This window comes from Rhodococcus sp. IEGM 1381, assembly GCF_030056795.1.
Classification (GTDB): Bacteria; Actinomycetota; Actinomycetes; order Mycobacteriales; family Mycobacteriaceae; genus Rhodococcoides.
In genome coordinates this window covers 1-16117 of sequence record NZ_JASHKQ010000019.1, presented here as the reverse complement: position 1 = coordinate 16117, position 16117 = coordinate 1, and the positions used below count along the sequence as shown (strand labels likewise).

At 65.3% G+C, this 16117-nt stretch carries 12 protein-coding genes; 4 read left to right on the top strand and 8 right to left on the bottom strand.

Going from position 1 to position 16117, the window contains the following annotated elements; all coding sequences use genetic code 11:
• Positions 1-27: 27 nt before the first annotated feature.
• The 3 genes from QM797_RS23710 to eccCa form a co-directional block, all read right to left on the bottom strand.
• On the bottom strand, positions 28-393 hold the full coding sequence (locus QM797_RS23710) for a WXG100 family type VII secretion target (RefSeq protein WP_032376662.1): 366 nt from the start codon (positions 391-393) through the stop codon (positions 28-30).
• Positions 394-552: 159 nt separating this feature from the next.
• Entirely contained in the window at positions 553-2010 is a 1458-nt protein-coding gene (locus QM797_RS23705; RefSeq protein ID WP_283278121.1) for a type VII secretion-associated protein, read from the bottom strand.
• Complete coding sequence (gene eccCa, locus QM797_RS23700; RefSeq protein WP_283278120.1) at positions 2007-6005, bottom strand: type VII secretion protein EccCa; 3999 nt, start codon at positions 6003-6005, stop codon at positions 2007-2009. Before eccCa ends, QM797_RS23705 begins: the two co-directional genes overlap by 4 nt.
• A gap of 252 nt (positions 6006-6257) precedes the next feature.
• On the opposite strand from eccCa, the gene QM797_RS23695 reads away from it, so the two are divergent.
• The 3 genes from QM797_RS23695 to mycP all read left to right on the top strand — a co-directional run bounded on the left by QM797_RS23695 (position 6258) and on the right by mycP (position 10392).
• Positions 6258-7247, top strand: a complete 990-nt coding sequence (locus QM797_RS23695; RefSeq protein WP_283278118.1) for an LLM class flavin-dependent oxidoreductase — start codon at positions 6258-6260, stop codon at positions 7245-7247.
• A 125-nt stretch (positions 7248-7372) separates the two neighbouring features.
• A complete protein-coding gene (gene eccD / locus QM797_RS23690; protein ID WP_283278117.1) occupies positions 7373-9007 on the top strand; it encodes a type VII secretion integral membrane protein EccD in 1635 nt (544 codons plus the stop codon).
• Positions 8968-10392, top strand: a complete 1425-nt coding sequence (mycP, locus tag QM797_RS23685; RefSeq protein WP_283278116.1) for a type VII secretion-associated serine protease mycosin — start codon at positions 8968-8970, stop codon at positions 10390-10392. The genes eccD and mycP overlap by 40 nt, the downstream gene beginning before the upstream one ends.
• Before the next feature lie 9 nt (positions 10393-10401).
• Here mycP and eccB read toward each other — a convergent pair whose 3' ends face one another.
• Entirely contained in the window at positions 10402-11856 is a 1455-nt protein-coding gene (gene eccB, locus QM797_RS23680; RefSeq protein WP_283278114.1) for a type VII secretion protein EccB, read from the bottom strand.
• 202 nt (positions 11857-12058) lie between these two features.
• Between eccB and eccE the strand changes: the two genes are divergently transcribed.
• Positions 12059-13684 (top strand): type VII secretion protein EccE, encoded by a 1626-nt coding sequence (gene eccE, locus QM797_RS23675; protein ID WP_283278113.1) that lies wholly within the window; start codon positions 12059-12061, stop codon positions 13682-13684.
• 7 nt (positions 13685-13691) lie between these two features.
• Here the strand turns inward: eccE and QM797_RS23670 are convergent, their stop codons facing one another.
• The 4 genes from QM797_RS23670 to QM797_RS23655 form a co-directional block, all read right to left on the bottom strand.
• Positions 13692-14249, bottom strand: coding sequence for an NADPH-dependent FMN reductase (locus tag QM797_RS23670; protein WP_283278111.1), 558 nt, complete (start codon positions 14247-14249; stop codon positions 13692-13694).
• A gap of 30 nt (positions 14250-14279) precedes the next feature.
• A complete protein-coding gene (gene truA / locus QM797_RS23665; protein WP_283278110.1) occupies positions 14280-15176 on the bottom strand; it encodes a tRNA pseudouridine(38-40) synthase TruA in 897 nt (298 codons plus the stop codon).
• 5 nt (positions 15177-15181) lie between these two features.
• Positions 15182-15787: a 50S ribosomal protein L17 gene (gene rplQ, locus QM797_RS23660; protein ID WP_283278109.1), complete on the bottom strand. Its 606-nt coding sequence runs from the start codon at positions 15785-15787 to the stop codon at positions 15182-15184.
• Positions 15788-15821: 34 nt separating this feature from the next.
• Positions 15822-16117 (bottom strand): DNA-directed RNA polymerase subunit alpha C-terminal domain-containing protein (locus QM797_RS23655; protein WP_283278108.1); only part of this gene is annotated, 296 nt, incomplete at its 5' end.

Sequence of the window (16117 nt, the reverse complement as noted above, 5' to 3'; positions counted from 1 at the left end):
TTGTCTCGTGGTCACCGAATGCGAGGGTTACTTGAAGGAGGACAGGCCCGAGTTCAGGGACCCGGCAACCTGGTTGACGGCCGACACGTTGTCGTCGTCGGCGTCGGAGTAGCCGTGGCCATTGGTCTTGATGTCCGCGGAGATCTGTTCCAGCGCGCTGCGCATCTTCTGTGCGCTGGTGTCCCACTGCGCCATGACGTCCTGAAACGACTTGCCTGCCTTGCCGACCCAAGCCTCAGCGGTCTGTTCGACGATGGAGCGAACCGCTGAATTGGACGCGTTGATCGAGACGCTCAGCCCCTCGATCGTGGCCCCGGCAGCGACGAGCTCCTGCGGTGTGACTGTGACGCCGTTCGACGAACCCGTAGATTCCGGTCCCCCTGGATATCCCACTTCGACTCCTTGTACTCGTTACTCGAATCACGTGCGCCCGCGGCGCACGTGCTGTTCGACCGAGAGGCCTTGTCCGGCCTGCTCACTCCCCTACATCTCCTTGGACGCAGCAACCCCTCGGTTCGGTTCCGGCTGCACTCGAAAAACTGTGGTCGGTTCTCACGACGCCGGGACGATCTCCAGGCTCTGTGTGGCCATGTCGCATTCGGCGTCGATCACGGTCGAGTCGTCGCCCTCGAACTGGCAACCGATACTGACCTGCAGATCGGACTCGACGAACACGCGCCAGAGCACCGTCGAATCGTCGATGGGCGTCTCCGTGTAGGCGATCCCGACCCGACTACCGAAATCACGGACGGGTTCGAGCGACCCGACAGTGGAATCCGGGCCACGGGCATCGACGGCCGTCCGGAGCTCCGCAGCCACCTGTTCCTGCGTCGAACCCGGTGTCAGGTCCGCCACCGTGACGACGATGCGCCGGTCGGGAGGTATCGACGGAATCAACACCAGCCGGTCCGGGTCGTCCAGCCTCGTCCAGGTGGCCGGCAGACGCATCGAGGCACGTCCCGATACGAACGTCACCGTTCGAACCGGCAGAGGTGCATCCGTCGACGGGGTCGCTTGTGCCGCATCGACGGCAGACACCGGCGTACTGCTACTCGGGGGCATGATCGGCGAAAATGGCTGCGCTGCTGCGGTTTCGACCTCCTCGGTCGGGTTGGAGACGAAAAATACCGCGGCACATACCGATACGACGGCAACCGCGACTCCGACCGCGATTGCGATTCGAGAGAAGGCCGGATTCCGCCGAGGGGACGGCACGGTGACGTCGTCGAGCCACGCCGCCGACCGAGTCGTCGCGGCACGGGCGGACGGTGCCGGATCGAGATCCGCGCCGGCCCGCCGATACAACGACCTGGCGATATCGAGTCCGGTCAGCCACCTGTTGCTGCGATCGACGACGAGTTCGGCTCCACCGTTCGGCGGCGCCACCACGAATACATCGTCCGGGCAGTGCGGGACCGACGAACGAACGTAGTCACCGACCGCTTGACGCCAGGCCTCGTCATCGCCTGCACCGAAGGGGACGACGGCACCGGTGTCACCGCCGTGCGCCCCCGACGCGTCGATGACGAGCACGGACGTGTCCAGAGCACCCACTTCGACGACGATCGCGGCGGACGGCGCACGTTCACCCGACGACTCGATCGCGGCCGCGGCCGTCTCCACGAGCACCACCTCGTTCGCCGATGCCGTGAACGTCGCGCGAAGGAAGCCCGTCCGTTCGTCACCCCAGGTCGACGGATACGCGATCTCGAGTACATCGAGTCGGTCGTGCACCCCGGCGCTCTGCAGTGCCGACCACACGATCCCGTGCAGCACTTCGCCTCGGTTCCACACCGAGGTTCCCACCGCGATGTACGGGTCGTCGACACACAGCAGGGGCGGTATCTCCCCAGCCGCGTCGGCACGACCGAACACGAGGCGGCCACCGTCGGCCGTGGCGCATGCCGAGCCGACGCTCTCTCGCGGTCCCTCGAGCGGGCCGCCCGTCGCGACGACCGAGATCTCGGTGTACCCCAGATGCACTGCCGCATAGCGCCACGAGTCGGTCAACTGGAATGCCCGAGCTGGACGAGAGCCTGACCGGAGCGATTGACGAACACGCCGCGTCCGGGCGGCATGGCACTGGGCCGTACAGTCCCGAGCAGGTTCCCCTCGTCGCGGCTTCCGCTCATCACAAGACCCGGTGTCACCAGATCGCGTAGCCGCCCGATGACCGGGTCGAACAGTGCCCGTCCTGCGCCGCCCGAGCGGCGCGCCACGATGACGTGCAGCCCGATGTCTCGTGCGTGCGGAAGGTGTTCCACCAACGGCGCCAGGGGGTTTCCCGACGATGTGGCCACCAGGTCGTAGTCGTCGACGACGACGAACACCTCTGGACCGTCCCACCAGGACCGGTCGCGAAGCTGTTGTTGGGTCACATCGGAGCCCGGCATGCGGTCGCTCATACGACCGGCGAGGTCGACGATCATGCTCGTCAGAGTCGCCTGCGAGGCCGCGTAGCCCGCAAGATGATCGGAATCGACTGTTCCGAGCAGAGTTCGGCGATAGTCCGCCACGATGATCTTGACCCGATCGGATGAATTGGCCAGGGTGAGCGATCGACAGATCCCGCGCAGCAGAGACGTCTTGCCGCACTCGCTGTCGCCGAACACCACGAAGTGCGGATTCTCTGCGAAATCGAGCACCACCGGCGCCAACTCGGCCTCGTCGATACCGATCGGAACTCCGAGTTCCGGAGTGCCGCCACGAGTTCGAGGCCACGCATCGCCGAGCTGAGCAAGAATCGCCGTCCGTTCGAGCAACTCCGGCAGCATCCGAACCGGCGGCGCAGGGGTTCCCGTCGATGCCGCGGAGATCGCAGCGACCGACTCACCGACAGCGCGGGACAGATCGTCGACGGAACTGCGCTGGTCCACTCGCGGAAGCGCAATCGACATGTGCAGTCCTTCCCTGGTCATACCCCGGCCGGGCCGACCTTCCGGAACACTCGCCGCCTTCGCACGGCCCATGTCCGAATCCGACGGATCACCGAGGCGCAATTCCAATCGGGTGCCGATCAGATCTTTTGTCGCAGGCCGAACTTCGGCCCATCGCGACGCCGTGAGGATCAGATGCAGACCGAAGGCGAGGCCCTGGGTGGCCAAGGTGGCGATCGACTGTTCCAGGGTCTCGAAGTCGGATCTGATGGACGGCCACCCGTCGATGACGAGAAAGACGTCCCCGAACCGATCATCGGGATCGACGGGCTGAGTCGCACGTCGACGCCGGAACTCCGCCATCGAGTCGATTCCGCGATCACGGAAGGTTTTTTCCCGCTGCCGCACGACGCCCGCAACCTCGGCCACGGTCCGCCGAACCCGATCGACGTCCAGCCTGTTGGCAACCGATCCGACGTGCGGAAGATCGGCCAGACCGGCCAACGTTCCGCCACCGAAATCCAAGCAGTAGAACTGGATCTGCGCGGGTGAATGCGTCATGGCCAGCGCCAGGATCAACGACCGAAGAGCCGTCGACTTCCCCGATTGCGGGGCTCCGACGATAGCGACGTGACCTGCTGCACCGGAGAGATCGACAGTCAGCAGATCCCGGCGCTGATCGAACGGCCGGTCGATGATTCCGATCGGAGCACGCAGGCCCGAACGTGGATCGATGCGCTCGGTCAGGACCGACTCGGGCAGCAACTGCATCAACGTGGGCGCAGTGTCCAGCGGCGGCAACCACACTTCGTGAGCCGGCATCCCACGCCCGCGTATTCGTCCGACGACCACATCGAGCACTGTTGCGCCGGTGTTCTCGAACTCGACTGGCTCCGGTTCGTCCACGGGAGCCTGCGCGGCCTCGTTACGGCCGACATCGGTGGAATCGAGTGGCACCGCATAGGCAGTGAACGGCCTCGGTCTGACGTCGGCTCCCAGCACAGCCCGTGCACCGGCACTCGGCCGTGGCGGCTCGTAGGGGCCGGAGACGTACGCTGCCGCAAACCTGACGATTTCGGCAGAATCGCACTTGAGGTAGCCCGCACCGGGTTGCGCAGGAAGGTGGTAAGCGTCGGGAACGCCGAGCACCGAGCGGGACTCGTTCGCGGAGAACGTCTTCAAGCCGATCCGGTACGACAGGTGACTGTCCAACCCGCGCAGTTTTCCCTCTTCGAGGCGCTGACTGGCCAGGAGCAAATGCATATGCAGTGAACGTCCGAGCCTGCCGATCGCAACGAACAACTCGGCGAATTCCGGCTGCTGACTGAGCAGCTCCGAAAATTCGTCGACCACCACGAACAGAGCGGGCATCGGTGCCAGATCCGCCCCCGCGGCGCGCGCCTTCTCGTAGTCCGAGACGTTCGCGAAGTTTCCGGCCGAGCGCAACAACTCCTGCCGACGGTTCATCTCGCCGGCCAACGCGTCGCGCATTCGATCCACCAGCGCCAGATCTTCCGAGAGGTTGGTGATCACCGCGGCGACATGTGGTGCAGATTCGAGGCCTGCGAACGTCGCTCCGCCCTTGAAGTCGACGAGCACCAAGTTCAGTTGCTCGGGCGAGTGCGTCGCCACCAATCCGAGCACCAGCGTGCGGAGGAACTCCGATTTCCCGGAACCCGTTGCCCCGATACATAATCCGTGCGGACCCATACCGTTCTCGGCCGACTCCTTCAGATCGATCTCCACCGCGCTACCGTCGGGTGCAACACCTATGGGCACCCGCAGTCTGTCGCGGCCGCGACGCATCGTCCAGGCCAGATCCGTATCGAGGGCACCGACATCGGCAATGCCGACCAGACTGTTCCATCCCGAGACCCGCACCCCGTCGTCGCCGGTGGCATCGACCACCGACGACGCGGACGGTGCGCGAAACGGCGACAGACGTCTGGCCACGGCGTGTGCCTGGGTGGTACTCATCGAATCCGCGACGGCGAATACCTCGACCGCGGTCCCGCTCACCGCACCGATAGATCCGTTCTCGGCGAACAACTGGAGACCGCGCGACGCAGCGAGTCTGGGGCAGAGACCGGACAAGTCGATGATCGTGACGGAATCGAGGCCCGTGTCGGTGAGGTCGGTCGACCTGTTGTCGAGAAGTCCGCCGTCCACCACTATCACCAGCTGAACGACACCGGCGACCGGAACTGCCCCGCGTGCAAACCGATTTCGCAAGGCAAGCACATCGCCCAGCGCGCTCTCGAGTTCGAGAAAGCTCCCGAAGATCATCCGAGCCGACCCGGCGACGTCTCGCAGAGCGTCGTGCTGCGTGTGCGGAAGCCACTTGGTCCACTCCCATTGCTCCACGGTGTCCGGACCGCAGACGATCGCGACCGCAACGTGGTCGGGGCCATGAAAGCTGCACAGCGAGGCCAACATTGCTCGCACCATCGCTCGGGCGCAGTCGCGATCGCCTGCTATCGACAGCGCAGCAAAACCCCTCAGCGACACCGCCGTCGGCAGCGCGGACACCACCGAATGAGCCCGCACGAAACGGCGTAGCGACACCGCAGACACGGGCTCGAGCTCCTCCACCGGCCCTGTCTCGGGCGGCACCAGACGGGTGGCCAGCCTTTGATCACCGCGGCCGACCCGTACGTGAGCGAAATCGGGATCCGACTGTCGCCGCTCCCACATTCGCTCCGTTCCGGCAACCGACCACAGGGTTTCGGGTGCCGGGTGGCTCCATTCGAGGGCCCTGCGCTGTGCACGCTCCGTCTCGGCGACGTCGCGGCGCAGCTGATCGAGGTATCGGAGGTAGTCCTTGCGGTCCTCGTTCGCCTCGGCCGTGCGTGCTCCACCGGACTTGCCGCCGCCCGCGAGCATCCCCACCATGGACATCAACATCATGGCCGGGAACATCAGCATCATCGGGTTGGCCGCCGCACCGGAGGTGAACATCAGCGCGACCATCCCGACCATCGCCGCGACCATCACCAACGGCATCAACTTCATCAGCAGATTGCCGGGAACTGCCCGCGGGATCTCGGGTGGTGGCTGCAGATTGACCTCACCGCCCGGTGACCGGGGCACTGCCCTGCGCGCGCCGCGAACGAAGCGCACGGTACTCATCGATCCGCCCCCACGGCTGCGCCCCCACAACTGCACTCGCTGCGACCTCCCCCCGAGGCCACGTGGACGACAGGCTAACGCATCGCAGGCCGGGCGGTCCACGCGCACTTCGAGCGCCTGCCCGACTCCGCTCCGCCATCGGGGTTGTACTGCGCGCGGGGGCTGCGAGAAATAGAACGCCGCCCGACGCCGTTACACATCAATGCGGCTCCTCTTGCCGTGCGCTCGACGAACGAAAGGCTGGCTCCCACCGTGTCCGTACCCCTGTCAATCCTCGATCTCGCACATGTGGGCGAGGGAGAATCAGTCCGCGACAGCTTCGGCGCCAGCGTCACGCTCGCTCAGCACGCCGAGAACTGGGGATATCGACGCATCTGGTACGCCGAGCACCACAACATGAAGTCGATCGCGTCGTCCGCTACGTCGGTTCTCATCGGCCACGTTGCTGCCCATACCGAGCGGATCCGGCTCGGGTCCGGCGGAATCATGCTCCCCAATCACGCGCCGCTGACCATCGCCGAGCAGTTCGGCACGCTGGCGACGCTGCACCCGGGCCGGATCGACCTCGGCCTGGGCCGCGCCCCTGGCAGTGACCAGGTGACGATGCGCGCCATGCGCCGCGATCCGGAGTCCGCAGATCGTTTTCCCCAGGACGTCCAGGAATTGCAGGGGTACCTGTCGACGGAGTCGTTGATCCCGGGGGTGAACGCAACGCCGGGTGCCGGTACCGAGGTGCCGCTCTACATCCTGGGCTCGTCGTTGTTCGGTGCTCAACTCGCCGCAGCACTCGGATTGCCCTACGCCTTCGCCTCGCACTTCGCACCCGATGCGCTCGAACAGGCCGTCGCGATCTATCGCCGTGACTTCCGGCCGTCGGCACAGCTGGCCGAGCCGCACCTGATCGTGGGTGTCAACGTGATTGCGGCGGATTCGCTCGCCGACGCGCAGGCGCAGTTCCTCCGCACCAAACGCAGCCGCGTCAGCCTGCTGCTCGGCCGAGGCCGGACCTTCACCGACGAAGAAGCCGACATGGTTCTCGAAGCGCCGGCAGGACAACAGATCGCGAAAATGACCAAGTATTCGGCCGTCGGTACTCCGGACATGGTCAAGGATTACCTCGATCGATTCGCCGAGCGCACGGGTGCCGACGAGCTGATCGTCGCCTCCGGGGTGTCCGATCGAGCATCGTGGCTTCGGTCCTTCGAGTTGCTTGCACAGGTGAGCAACCTCGTCGCAGCCTGAGCGCGAGTTCTCCGCGAGCAGTGTGAAGGACGATTGCGCGTCGTAGTGATGTCGTAAGGTGTGCACGCAGATGCCCAGTGGGGCGGGCATCTGCACGCGAACAGTACGCATCCGGGGGGATCTTCATGACACGCGCCGACAGCCGTCCATCGGTCGGCCCAGTGCCGTCGACCACCGCAACAGAAGCGAATCGGCGAGCACCGGGAACGCATTCCGTATTCGCGCAGGACGTCTGCCGGGTGACGGTGTTGGCCAGGTCCACCCAGGTGGACATGGCCCTGCCGGTGGACGTTCCGGTCTCGCTGCTAGTTCCGGGGATCATCGACATGATTGCCGGAGTGGAGCCTGCGGAACGACCGTCGAGAGCCGGAGTGGAGCCTGCGGAACGACCGTCGAGAGCAGGAATGGAGCCTGCGGAACGACCGTCGAGAGCAGGAGCGGATTCTGCGGAACGACGCAGGGTGGCGGGATACGTAGTGGATCCGGAGTCCGAGGGCGTGCCCGTGGCGTGGACGCTTGCTCGGATCGGGTGGCCTCCGCTGTCACCGACGGCGACCTTGGCCGAGCTGTCGGTCCGCGATGGAGAGTTGCTCGTCTTGGGCGTCGCCGAGCGGCCCGCACCGGTTCCGCTGTTCGACGACCTCATGTATTCCGTTGCGAGAGCGGGCAACGACGACGTTCCGCACTGGACGGCGGGCGCTGCGCGAACCGCGGGCTCGGTCGTCACCGGGGCCATGGTGTTGCTGGCGTGCGCTGTGGTGTTGCGTGGGCCGATTCGCGCCGGAGCCGAGAACGTCGGCGATCTCGTGGAAGGGCTCGCCGCGGTCACCGCGTCGATTCTCTTCGCGATCGCGGGGATGATTCTGGGGCGGGTGTACCGGCAGGACGCGGTCGCGGTGCTCTTCGGTGGGTGTGCCGTTGCGCTGATGTTCACCGGCGGAACTCTGCTGGTGCCAGGACAATTCGGTGCGGCGCAGCTGATGCTGGGCTCGGCCATGGCCGGCGCGACAGCCCTGCTGTCCCTGCGGATCGGCGGAACCGGCTTTGCGGTGTTCACCGCTGCGATCGTGCTGGCGTCGCTGACGTTCGTCGCGGCCGTGTGCACCCTGTTCACCACGATGTCCGAAGCAGCGATCGGGGTAGCGGCATCCCTGATCGGTCTGGCAGGAATTGCCGTCTCTGCGCGAGTATCGATGATGCAGGCCAAGTTGCCGCTTCCACCGGTGCCCACTGCGGGCGCACCGCTGGACACAGTCGAGGAAGCCGAACTCGATGCGATCTCTTTCGCCGATCTGCAGGGTGCCGCAGCACGGGCTCGAAGTTACCTGACCGGTCTGCTGCTGGCGTTCACGATCGCGGTGGTGGCAGGCGTTCTCGGTGCGGCAGCCGACAATACCGGGGGCGGCGTCGAGTGGCCTGCGGTCGCGCTCGCGGCGCTGTGCGCTCTCGTTCTGCTACTGCGCGGTCGTACCTATGCTGTTGTGGTGCATGCTGTTCCGCTCGTCGCAGGCGGGACGTCGATTGTGCTCTCGCTCCTCGTCGGTGCCGTGATCGCGTTGCCCGAATATGCTCTCGCTTTGTTCGGCGTGGCAGTGGCAGGAGCCGTGACGGCATCGATCTTCGGCGCGTTCGTGCCGACACGCACGTACTCGCCGGTGATGCGACGATCGGCCGAGCTTCTCGAGTATGCCGTCATTGCGCTGGTCATACCTGTCGCCGTATGGGTGTGCGGGTTGTACAGCATCGTCCGCGGGCTGTGACGCCGCGTAGGCGGCACACAATCGTCGTTGCGGTGCTCACCGCCGTCGCTGTGTTGTCGAACGCAGCTCTCGGGGTGTCTCCCGCGCGTGCCGAACGTCCCCTGATCGATCCCGCTCAGTTACCCCCGCTGAGCGCTCCCGCCCCTCTCGAGCCCACGGAGCAGAAGAATGCCTGCGCCCTTCCGTCCGGAACGACCGACCCGCAGGAAGTTCCGACCGCTCTGAAGGCGCTGGACTTCGCGTCGGTCTGGCCCATCACTCGCGGAGCCGGCCAGCTGGTCGCCGTGATCGACACCGGTGTCACTGCTCATTCGCGCTTGCCGGGTCTGATTCCGGGCGGCGATTACGTCAGTGCAGGTGACGGGTTGTTCGATTGCGATGCGCACGGCACCATGGTCGCCGGTCTGATCGCCGCGCAGACCGCGCCGGGCAGTGGATTCGCCGGCGGAGCCCCGGATGCACGCATACTCTCGATTCGGCAGTCCAGCAATGTTTTTCAGATTGTCGACAACCGACCCGACGAGGAGAAGGCAGCCGAGCCGGAGAATGCCGCAGGGTACGGGAACGTGCGCACGATGGCCATGGCCATCAGGACGGCGGTCGACTCCGGGGCGTCGGTCATCAACATCTCGGAGGTGGCCTGTGTACCCGCGGGAGGTGGTGTGCCGGACGGTCCCCTCGGGGCCGCGGTGCAGTACGCCGTCCGTGAGAGAAATGTCGTCGTCGTTGCCGCAGCGGGAAATCTGGGCGGTTCGGCCTGCCAGGCGCAGAATCCACGCACCGACCCGCTTCGGCCCGATGCGGATCCATGGAACGGCTTCGCGACCATCGCAACCCCGGCCTGGTTCGACGACGTGCTGACCGTCGGTTCGGTCGAATCGGATGGCACGCCGTCCTCTTTCAGCCTGGCGGGTCCGTGGGTGGACGTCGCCGCGCCTGGCTCGAACATGACCTCGCTGTCGCCTTCGGGCAGCGGACTGGCGAACGGCACACGGGGCAACGACGGTGTGAATCCCATGACCGGAACAAGTTTCGCTGCACCGCTGGTGGCTGCTGTCGCAGCGCTGGTGCGCGCCCACCGGCCCGAGTTGACGGCGCTGGAAGTGGTGGACCGAATCCAGAGAACGGCGCACGCACCGGCCGAGGGATGGAACCCGCTTGTCGGTCACGGCGTCGTCGATCCACTCGCCGCAGTGACCGATCTCGTGGTGCCCGCACCTCGTGCTGCGCCTGCGGACAGCGTCGCGATGCGCGCTCCGCTTCCACCGCCCGCACCGGATCATCGCCCGCGAAATGCAGCGGTGACAGGTTCGGTACTGGTCGCGGTGATTCTGGCGCTCGGTCTCGCGCTGTCGATACCTCTACGTCGACGGGGCCGGCCGTAACGAGTTGCGCTACTTCGTCGGTAGCGCGGCGGCCTGTGGGTCGGGAGCAACCCCGTCGTGCATCGTCAGGGCCTGACCGCGCCCCAGAGTGGGACCGCTGCCGAGCAACTGCAGGATCGGCCAGGGCGCAGGTGCGGGTGGCCCGAACCCCAGCGCCGACGCGGCTTCGCTGCCCTCGACCCCGTAGCGAACCCCAGTGTCGGCCACGAAGAAGACGCTGTCCTGACGGGTACTGGACGTCGAGATTCCCGTGCCGCGGACGAACCCGCCACTGCCGGGTGCCAGATAGACCTGATCCACCGCGTCACCTCCACCATCGGCCTGAGCCAGCGTGACCGGTTGCGCGCCGGACTCGAGCGGCAACCCGCGACCGGCGGACTCCACGAGCCGAGCAGTCGGCCCACCGTCGGCCACCTCGAGCGGCTCCCACGTCAGACAATTGACAGGTCGCTCACCGGTGTCGACGATCACGGGGGTCGTCGCCGGAAACGTCGAGACCGAAAGCCCGAGCGACGTTTTCGGCGCATCTCGGAGAACGTCGGGGTTCACTGCTGCGATGTCGGGACTACCCTGCGAGTCGGTGAACTTGATGAGCAAGGCAGCCGTTTCGCTGATCGCTTGAATACCGTCCTCGAGTACGACGTAGTACTGGACGTCGCGACCGACAACCTTGACGACCGAACCGATCGGTCGACCGTCGAAAGGAAACTGCGGAACCTCTCCGGCCCGTGGAATGAACGGTGCCGCGACAGCCGGCGACTCCGGCACCGAATTGAGTAGACCGGCACTCACCGGTGACGGCATGGCATCCTCGAGCCCCAGTGCACGGATCACTGCCCGGTCGGCCAGATCGACCGGCGACTTGGTGCCGTCGTGCACGAGGTACGCCGTTCCGTTCGAGGTCCACAGAAATGCTTCGGTATCGGCAAGTGGCGCTGCGCTGTCGCCGTACCGGAGATCACCCGCGACGACGGTGGTCGAGGTGACCCCTGCGATCGGATCCACGGTATCGCACACAGTCCATGCTTCGGCTCGACCATCGGCGTCGTGCGGCAGCGCCGACGGAGCGCCAGGAATCCCCACCAGCGCTCCGCGAGGCCTGGACGCGAGTTCGGATTCCTTGACCGTCAACGGGTCGTCGGGCTTGCCGACCACCAGTCTGGCCGACGCGAGATTGAGTACCGGGTGGAACACATCGTTTACTTTCACGAACATGGCGGCCGAATCCTTGCCTACCACGATCGACGCATCGCCGATCTTGTCCTGCGGCCGAAACAACGCCAGCGCAGCGCATCCCGCCAAACCGACACAGGCGATCACCACGCCCACCAGCAGAGCACGGGACTGCGACTTCATCGGATCGTGCAGCATTCGGGCATCACGCCTGATGAGCGCGTGTTCCATTCGGCGAACGAGAAAGCGGTAGCCGCCAACCTGCCACTTCGTTGTGGGCGTCGACGCCACAGTTCCTCCCCAGGATTCGATCGGACCCGATCCCCAATCGGGTCACGCGACACAGTACAGTTCGTCCGCACACCTCGGCGACCGCATTGGCGGCGATCGATGGCTGATGCAACCTTCGGGGGGAGGGTTCGAGATGGCACGTACGGGTTCTATCCGGCTCAGGCGAACCGCGGTGCCTTTCGCCGCGCCTACGCTCCGACGCGTGATCACGGCCGAGATCGCTGCTGCGGCAACGAGTCTTGCGCTGCTCGCGGGGCAGGTGCGGCCATTGTGGGCACTGGTCGCCGCTGCGGCGGTGGCACTCGTTCCGTTCGTGACCATTCGTCGCAGACCGATCGTCGACTGGTTCCGGGTCCTCTGGCGGTTCCTCACGAACCGCTTTCCCGAGATAGGTGTGACCACCGATCACGACGACACGACGGGCCGGGCCATCGGTGTCCACTGGCAGCGAAACACGGTCAGCTGCATCATCGAGATCCTCCCGCCCGCGCACACGACGACGGTTCTCGGACGGGCGAGCGCGGACACGCGGTACATCGTCCCCATCGAGACGCTGGCGTCGTGTCTTCGGCAACACGACATCGCCGTCTCGTCGATCGACATCGCCGCACTCGGATTTCGCAGCTCACTCGGTTCTGCGGCCACCGAGGTGTACGAGGGACTCATCGGTCCGCTACCGGCCGTGGCGATGCGGACGGTATGGGTGGCAGTCACTCTCGACGTGCGGGCCAATGCTCGGGCTATCGAGGTCAGAGGCGGAAGCCGGGCAGGGGCAGCCCGCACCGCCGTCGTGGCGACCACGCGCGTCTTGCGTGCTCTCCAGGCCGATGGCCTGTCCTCGCGACTGCTCACGAGTGTAGAACTGCGATCGGCGGTGTTGCACCTCTGTCGGGGAGTGAGGACCGACGATCTGACACAGACGTGGTCGACGGCACCCATGCCGGGTGTGTCCAGCGTCGGTTTCGGAATAGACTGCAGTGCAATCACTGCCGACGACATTGCCACTCTGTGGTCGACTCCGTCCCTGGGGACGACGATGACTTTCCATCTGCAACCCACCCGCGACACCGGAAAGCTTCGTATCCGTGGTTCGTGCAGATTCGCCGCCCGCGCCCGGGTCGCGAAACCTCCTGTCCGCGGATTGACCTCGATGAGTGGAAGTCATCGAGACGGTATCTTCGCGCAACTACCGCTGGCCGTACCCGGGCTGATGTCCTTGTCTCCCAGTAGAACTCTCGAGGTATCGAGGCTGAACGACCTGAACCTTCCGGTGAGCGGTTGCGGCCAGCTCCTGGGTTCCGACGCAGCCGGACACGGTGTCGCGGTGCGATTGTTCGGGCCAGGTCTGGCCCGAGTGCGGATCGCCGGGGAACTCTACCTCGCTCAGCAACTGTTGTTCCGCGCCATCGCTACGGGAGCCAGAGTTCTCGTTCGGAGCGACCGCCCGCACGCATGGCGATCGCTCCTCGACGCGATAGGTGCCCCAGACCGCCTGTCTGTCGACGGCCACACGATCCGATCTCGGACGTCGTTCGACGTGATCCTGAACGACTTCGCTGACGGATCCGAACCGACTGATCAGCAACGACTTTCGGGTGTGACCGTGATGTCGTTGACCGAGCATGTACCGCGCAACGACGGCACAGAACAGGCGCGCGGACTGCCACGGGCGGAGTGGGACGTATCGATCGTTCAACCGCACGCCTCGGGCGACCGGATCAGGGTGCTCTCGGGCCCTCTCGATATCGAACTGACACTGGTGACGATCCCTCAAGAAACGGCGTTCATAGGTCGACCACGAAGTCTGCGCTCAGCCGTGCGTGCCTGACGGATTCTCAGCCGGGATAGTCGATTCGCTCCCGCGCGCCGGCCACCGCACCGGCCCACCACTCGACTTGATCGAGCAGTCGACCCAGGGCATCGACAGCAGCCGGATCGTCGATACCACCCTCGTCGTCGAACCGCTTACGTACACGGTGCACCGATACGGCGTCTCGAACGGACACCATGTGCAGTTCCGCAGTGATCTGTCGTAGTTGTTCGGTAGCTCTGATGCCGCCGCCGAGGCCTCCGTAGGACACGAATCCCACCGGCTTGGCGCGCCACTCGTACTTCACGGTATCGAGCGCCGTCTTCAACGATCCGGGAATGCCGTGGTTGTACTCGGGCGTGACGAACACGAACGCGTCGCATGTGCCGATCATTGCGGTGAAGCGCTCGGTGTCGTCGTTCGGGACCAAGTTGCCGGGCAGCTCGAATTCGGCCAGGTCCACGTCGACCACCTCGATGGTCGTGCGCTCGGCGGCGACGCTGCGGACCCAGGCCGCGACCGTGGGTCCTATGCGCCCGGCGCGGACACTACCGACGACGATAGCTAGTTGTATCGGCTGCATCGTTCCGACAGTAGCCCCGGCGGCGGTCCGTCAGCCCTCTCCCCCACAGCATCCGTCGGCCGAGATCGCAGTTCGCACCTCTCGGGTGGCCGCGTTTCGTGCGGCGAGCATGTCGGACGGCGGATAGTCGACGCGGACCAACGAGAGTCCGTGTGCCGGAGCCACTGTCACCTCACTGGACCGTTCGCGTCGAGTCAGCAGCGACCGCGCCCAATCCGGAGTGCGACGTCCTTCCCCCACGGCCTGCACAGCACCGACGAGGCTGCGCACCATCGACCAACAGAACGCGTCGGCGCTGACGTACGCGGTGAGTCGATCACCGTCGCGTTCCCAATCGAAGCGCTGCAGTTCTCGCACCGTGGTGGCACCGTCCCGCCTCTTGCAGAACGCTGCGAAATCGTGCAGTCCCATCAGTGCCTGCGACGCCTCGCGTACTGCGTCCAGGTCGATGGGCCGTGGCCAGGACACGACACCGGCCACATCGAGGGGGTCGACCCCGTACAGTGCAGTGCTGAATCGGTACTCGTAATGTCTGCGATAGGCCGAGAATCGGGCGTCGAAATCGCGGGAGACGGTCCTGATTGCCCGCACCCGAACATCGGTTGGCAGAAACCGGGCCATCCGCCGGACCAGTCGGTCGAGGTCATCCGGAACGTCGACGGCATCGAAGTGAGCCACCTGACCGGTCGCGTGTACTCCCGCGTCGGTTCGGCCGGCGACAGTCAACTCGATCGGTTGACGAAGCACGGTGGAGAAAGCCTGTTCGAGCACCCCGCAGACCGTACGGATACCCGGTTGACGCGCCCATCCAGAAAAGTTCGTGCCGTCGTAGGAGATGTCGAGCCGAAATCTGGTGGCTACCGACAAAGCGGGCCCGCCTTCCCCTGAGGGAATGGCGGGCCCGCTTCGATCGTGCGCGGAAGACAAAAGGACTAGTCCTTCTTTCCCGGTGTTTCAGTCGATACAGCCTCGGCCTCGGTGGCGTCCGACGCGTGAGCGTCGTTGTCTTCGATGCCATCGATGACTGCGTCGGCGTTCGCTACCTCGGAGTCCGTTGCGTCGGCTTCGACAGCCTCGACGACGTTCTCTTCGGTCGCGTCCTCGGCCGGAGCCTCGGTTGCGGCGGGAGCAGCCTTCGATGCCTTCACGCGGCGTGCGCGATCGGCTTCGTTGGACACCGTCTGCTCGTTGACGAGCTCGATGATGGCCATCGGCGAGTTGTCACCCTTGCGGGGGACGGTCTTGATGATGCGCGTGTAGCCACCGTCGCGATCGGCGAAGAAAGGCCCGATCTCGGCGAACAGCTTGTGCACGACATCTTTGTTGTTGATCGTCTTGAGAACCTCACGACGATGCGCCAGATCACCCTTTTTTGCATGGGTGACGAGCTTTTCGGCGTGGGGACGAAGGCGCTTGGCCTTCGACTCGGTGGTCGTGATGCGGCCGTGCTCGAAGAGTGACGTCGCCAGGTTGGCCAGGATGGCCTTCTGGTGCGACGCCGACCCGCCGAGACGGCGGCCCTTGGTGGGCTTGGGCATGATGAATCTCCTAGTAAGAGCTCCAGCGAGCTGATTACAGCTGTTCTGTCTCGGCGTAGTCCTGCTCGGCACCTTCGGTGTCGCTGAAGGAGCCGGCGTCGGTATCACTCCATGTACCCGTGGTGGCGTCGTAGCCAGGCACGGTGGTCGGATCGAACGACGCGGGGCTGTCCTTGAGGGAGAGGCCGAGCGAATGCAGCTTGACCTTCACCTCGTCGATGGACTTCTGCCCGAAGTTACGGATGTCGAGCAGATCGGACTCGGTACGACCAACCAGCTCACCGACGGTGTGAACACCTTCGCGCTTGAGGCAGTTGTAGGAACGGACGG

What these genes read in the sequence shown, in the direction of transcription:
- QM797_RS23670 (WP_283278111.1), bottom strand. Translation starts at nt 14,249, where the DNA reads ATGCAGCCGATACAACTAGCTATCGTCGTCGGTAGTGTCCGCGCCGGG.
- mycP (WP_283278116.1), top strand. Translation starts at nt 8,968, where the DNA reads ATGGGTGTGCGGGTTGTACAGCATCGTCCGCGGGCTGTGACGCCGCGT.
- rplQ (WP_283278109.1), bottom strand. Translation starts at nt 15,787, where the DNA reads ATGCCCAAGCCCACCAAGGGCCGCCGTCTCGGCGGGTCGGCGTCGCAC.
- eccCa (WP_283278120.1), bottom strand. Translation starts at nt 6,005, where the DNA reads ATGAGTACCGTGCGCTTCGTTCGCGGCGCGCGCAGGGCAGTGCCCCGG.
- eccD (WP_283278117.1), top strand. Translation starts at nt 7,373, where the DNA reads ATGACACGCGCCGACAGCCGTCCATCGGTCGGCCCAGTGCCGTCGACC.